At 51.6% G+C, this 2,863-nt stretch carries 3 protein-coding genes; 1 reads left to right on the top strand and 2 read right to left on the bottom strand.

Features of this window, described 5'->3' with window-relative positions:
- Nucleotides 1–372: 372 nt before the first annotated feature.
- Nucleotides 373–609, bottom strand: coding sequence for a DUF6429 family protein (locus tag QZ197_RS15620; RefSeq protein ID WP_296433124.1), 237 nt, complete (start codon nucleotides 607–609; stop codon nucleotides 373–375).
- Between the two features lie 188 nt (nucleotides 610–797).
- On the opposite strand from QZ197_RS15620, the gene QZ197_RS15615 reads away from it, so the two are divergent.
- Nucleotides 798–2,132, top strand: coding sequence for a hypothetical protein (locus tag QZ197_RS15615; RefSeq protein ID WP_296433123.1), 1,335 nt, complete (start codon nucleotides 798–800; stop codon nucleotides 2,130–2,132).
- 221 nt (nucleotides 2,133–2,353) lie between these two features.
- On the opposite strand, the gene QZ197_RS15610 is transcribed toward QZ197_RS15615, so the two are convergent.
- On the bottom strand, nucleotides 2,354–2,725 hold the full coding sequence (locus QZ197_RS15610) for a hypothetical protein (protein WP_296433122.1): 372 nt from the start codon (nucleotides 2,723–2,725) through the stop codon (nucleotides 2,354–2,356).
- Nucleotides 2,726–2,863 lie beyond the last annotated feature (138 nt).

Below are 2,863 nucleotides of genomic sequence, written 5' to 3'. Positions count from 1 at the left end.
CAAAATCAGATCGTTCTCGGCGGCTCTGTCTGCGAAGTCCGCAAGCTCTCGAGCGACTTTGGTCTCAAAGAAGAGACCGAACCCCCAATGCACCGCGTAGAATTTGCTGTGCAAAGTGACGATCTCTCCCAAAGCCCCTGGAGCGAGTTCCTCAGTTATAACCATATTTCGCCGGACTCCGTATATGTGAGTATTAGTACAGATTTGGACATCGGTTGAAAGTCAACTTTGTCCAGCGAGGCGGACATGTGCGACCATTGAGATTGCGCTGGTGCAGCGAATGTCTCCTTCGACGGTCCGCACCGCAGCGATAGCAGCTCATCACCAACGGCAGGAATGGGCCGTCCTGACCTGAGACAGCAATTCGTTCAGTCAAGTCTTTGGCGCATTGGTGAAAAGGGCTTTGAACAGTTCTTCTGACCGGCGCAAGCCGTCCTTTGTCAGCGCCACCGACTTTGCTTTGCCGACCGGATCCAGAATGAGTCCCTTTTCGTGCAGCCGACCGAGCACGTCCCAGTCATGGCCCTTCCAGGCGCGGTGCCCGTCGTGGAGCGTCAGCCAGAGCAGCGCCAGAACCGCGTCGTCAACACTGTTCTCATTGATCTTCATAGTCACAGGGAACGCCAGCAATGTGGGTTTCGTCAAGCTTCAATGCAGCAAATAGCCTAAGATATCAGGGGCTGCTTTGGGCCGATTTGGATTATCATTTTCTCAAATCAACGGCACCCAGGTGCTGACAACGGTTCGCAACTTGACTATGAATTGCGCTGAATGCTGCTAAGAATTGGAGAACTGGCGTGCGCAATGACATCTCGGATTTACTTACTTTCATCAGTCAGGATGATCTTTGGTTTGGACGCTTGCAGGACGTTGTGGCAGAGCACTTGATGCCAGCTCTTGAAGAATTTGACCTTGACTATGATGACCTGCCCGAAGTGTTGGGAGAGCCTTGGCCCGGCGTTTTATGGGGATGTGGTTTCGAAGATTTCCTCAGCCGCCAGTACGAAGACGGCAACATTGTCGACCTTTACCTCAAGCGACGCGGATGGAACGAACCAGCTGCCAATCGTGAGTATTTCGTAGCTCTGCGAGATACACCAGTCAGCCTTTACGAAGTCAGTGAGGTTAAGCCCGGAACGTCCATGATGCTTAAGGATCTGCTTGGAGACGCAAAGCCAGTCACGGTGCTTGAAGGATCGGCAACGCAGTCATTGAAGCAGTGGGATCGGATTGCCGTTCGTGTCATTGCCGAAAACGACGCCCATGTGATTTCGGGTGCGCTATTGGCTTTTTCTAAAGAGGCCGTTGCGTTCTTGTTTGATGGTTTGTCCACCGTATTGAACGTCGGTAAAGACGATGAGCTATCACTCACGACAAACCAGCTCTTGAAATGCGCGCCGATCATCACCTGCGCTTGGCTCTTTGCCACCCTTCCTCCGGCGCTTTCGGAGGAATTGCCCGAATTCACCAATGCAGATGGTGAAGACATTATGTTTCATGATCTGAGATTTCCATTTGAGACAGACGTCAGGCAGAAAGACGTTTCTGTTTGCCTGAACCAGGTCAATGGCTTTGCCGCTGATGGAGCACGTTGTTGGACTTGGATTGCGCCACACGGTGGCAAGGTCTCAAGGGAGAGCGATGGTCTAGTGTTGGATTCAAAGACCGACGGTCGCACTGTGCTAGGTCATCTGGAACTCAAAGGTAAATCGCTACTTATTAATGTGAACTCATCCGCTCGCGCTGACAGAGTGCGCAAATTAGTGATGAAGGCAGCGGGTCAACACTTAAAGCAGCCTCTAACCACGATCCGCACAGTCGAACAAATGATGGCTGAAGAGCAAGATGAATTAGACTTGGAGGATGTTGACGAAATTCCACCAGAGATCGCTCGGCAAATAGTTCATGAACACATGGACCAGCACTATCGCGAAACGCTTGATGCGCCGATACCAGCGCTTGGCGGTAAATCACCGTCCCAAGCAGTGCGGAGTAAAGCAGGCCGTGCGAAGGTGGTCGACTGGCTAAAGACACTAGAGAACAACAGCGCTAAGCATCGCAATGACGCAATCGAAGAATACGATTTTGGCTGGATGTGGGTTGAGCTAGGTCTACAAGAATACCGAAAGTAAGGTGGCTGGTACGATGAGCTGAAATGCTGCGCGTTGTACGAAGGGCAGCAATGCGGAATGCAATCGCAGCATCTTGAGCTCTCGCTGGACGGCGGCTTTGGGCCGATAGCGACGGCGTGTCCTCGGCCGTGAATGGACCTCAATCTACAATCTTGCATTCAATTTGAATGCAGCACGCTCTTGGCGCTTTCGTTGATTGCGGCGATCTTCAGGCTGAATGTTCATCGGTTAAGTTTGTCAAATGATTTTGGAAAACGGTGTTCAGATTTTGATGTGAATTTTGGGTGACAGCGACCTTTTCGTAAGCGGTCGCTGGCCCTCACCTTTTGTTTGATTGTCTGACCTGCGATGCCGTGTCCGATGGAGATCGGTGCAGGAGTTTCGCGATGGCGACTACGGTGGAGTTTCTCAGAGGCTACGGGGTGGACATATACATTTTTATGACGGCTCCAGGCAGCGGCCTTTCCCTTTATCAGTAGGTTCATCAGTGTCGCGATTTCCATAGCCGAAATATCGTCACGCCCTGTAATTTCACGAAAGTCGCGCGCAACGATGCGCCGGCGAGCATCACTCATCAGATCTGCACGTGTCATGTTGATCGTTTGTTCAAAAAGGTGAGAATCTTTTACACCAATTGGGCTGTCCGCGTGCAAACCATCTGCCGCAAGATGCTGCTAAACCTCACATGTCGTTTCATCGTGGCGCAGATCATCTGACGGGTCAGGGCAGTC

This window comes from Yoonia sp. (assembly GCF_017854415.1).
Lineage (GTDB): Bacteria > Pseudomonadota > Alphaproteobacteria > Rhodobacterales > Rhodobacteraceae > Yoonia.
Note: the sequence above shows the minus strand (reverse complement) of the source record. Positions and strands in the feature narration are given on the sequence as shown.

Coding starts and splice junctions, on each gene's coding strand:
- QZ197_RS15620 (WP_296433124.1), bottom strand. CDS start 609: ATGAAGATCAATGAGAACAGTGTTGACGACGCGGTTCTGGCGCTGCTC.
- QZ197_RS15610 (WP_296433122.1), bottom strand. CDS start 2,725: ATGACACGTGCAGATCTGATGAGTGATGCTCGCCGGCGCATCGTTGCG.